The sequence below is a fragment of the Pseudomonas sp. MD195_PC81_125 genome (assembly GCF_014060985.1).
In the GTDB taxonomy this organism is placed as follows: Bacteria; Pseudomonadota; Gammaproteobacteria; order Pseudomonadales; family Pseudomonadaceae; genus Aquipseudomonas; species Aquipseudomonas parakoreensis.
The window spans coordinates 1-1,791 of the sequence record NZ_JABULD010000382.1 but is presented as its reverse complement, the minus strand read 5'-3'; the positions used below and the strand labels follow the sequence as shown (position 1 = coordinate 1,791).

The following is a 1,791-nucleotide window of genomic DNA, read 5'->3' as shown; positions in this document are numbered from 1 at the left end:
AACAAAAAGGCCAACGCTTGAGCGTTGGCCTTTTTGTTTGACGCCGACCGGGATCAGAAATCCAGGTTGGACACCGCCAGCGCATTGCTCTCGATGAAGTCACGGCGAGGTTCGACCGCATCACCCATCAGGGTGTTGAAGATCTGATCCGCGCCAATGGCGTCTTCGATGGTGACTTTCAGCATGCGGCGCACGCTTGGGTCCATGGTGGTTTCCCACAATTGATCCGGGTTCATTTCGCCCAGCCCTTTGTAGCGCTGGATGGTATGGCGCTTGGTGCTTTCAGCCATCAGCCAGTCGAGGGCTTCCTTGAACTCGGTGACCGCTTTCTTGCGCTCGCCACGCTGGATGTAAGCGCCTTCGTCGAGCAGGGTGCTCAGTTGAGCGCCGAGGGTGACGACGGTCTTGTAGTCGTTGCTGCCGAAGAAGTCGCGGTTGAAAGTGACGTAGTTCGACAGGCCGTGGGAGATCAGTTCAACCTCCGGCAGCCACACGCCACGCTCACGATCTTCACGCAGGCTGGCCTTGTAGACCAGGCCCGACTTCTCGACCGTGCGCAGACGCACTTCGTACTGAGCCAGCCAGTCTTGCATCTTGGCGTGGTCGCCGAGCATTTCCAGGCTCACGGCCGGCAGGTAGATGAAGTGCTCGGTCAGCTCCTGCGGGTACAGGCGCGACAGACGCTTGAGGGTTTTCATCACCATGCGGAAGTCGTTCACCAGACGCTCGAGGGCCTCACCGGAAATGCCCGGGGCCTCTTCGTTCAGGTGCAGGCTCGCGTCTTCCAGGGCCGACTGCGTCATGTACTCTTCCATGGCGTCGTCGTCTTTGATGTATTGCTCTTGCTTGCCTTTCTTGACCTTGTACAGCGGCGGCTGGGCGATGTAGATGTAACCGCGCTCGATCAACTCCGGCAACTGACGGAAGAAGAAGGTCAGCAGCAGGGTACGGATGTGCGAACCGTCGACGTCAGCATCGGTCATGATGATGATGTTGTGATAGCGCAGCTTGTCGATGTTGTACTCTTCGCGACCGATACCGCAGCCCAGTGCGGTGATCAGGGTGCCCACTTCCTGGGACGAGATCATCTTGTCGAAACGGGCTTTCTCGACGTTGAGGATCTTGCCCTTCAGCGGCAGGATCGCCTGGGTCTTGCGGTTACGTCCCTGCTTGGCAGAGCCGCCCGCGGAGTCACCTTCCACGAGGTACAGTTCGGACAGTGCCGGATCTTTTTCCTGGCAGTCAGCGAGCTTGCCCGGCAGGCCGGCGATGTCCAGCGCGCCTTTGCGGCGGGTCATCTCACGGGCCTTGCGCGCCGCTTCACGGGCACGCGCCGCGTCGATCATCTTGCCGACAACCAGCTTGGCTTCGTTCGGGTTTTCCAACAGGAAATCGGAGAAGTACTTGCCCATCTCCTGCTCGACCGCTGTCTTCACTTCGGACGACACCAGCTTGTCTTTGGTCTGCGAGCTGAATTTCGGATCCGGCACTTTCACCGAAATGATCGCGGTCAGGCCTTCACGGGCATCGTCACCGGTGGTGGCGACTTTGTGCTTCTTCGCCAGACCTTCCTGCTCGATGTAGTTGTTCAGGTTACGCGTCAGTGCGGAACGGAAACCCACCAGGTGAGTACCGCCGTCGCGCTGCGGGATGTTGTTGGTGAAGCACAACAGGTTCTCGTTGAAGCTGTCGTTCCACTGCAGGGCGATTTCCACGCCGATGCCGTCTTCACGCTGGATGTTGAAGTGGAACACCTGGTTGACCGCAGTCTTGTTGGTGTTCAGGTATTCA

General features: G+C 58.7%; 1 protein-coding gene. It reads right to left on the bottom strand.

Features of this window, described 5'->3' with window-relative positions; genetic code table 11:
- Positions 1 to 53: 53 nt before the first annotated feature.
- On the bottom strand, positions 54 to 1,791 hold a 1,738-nt coding region (locus tag HT737_RS15735; protein WP_182403191.1), incomplete at its 5' end, for a DNA gyrase subunit B.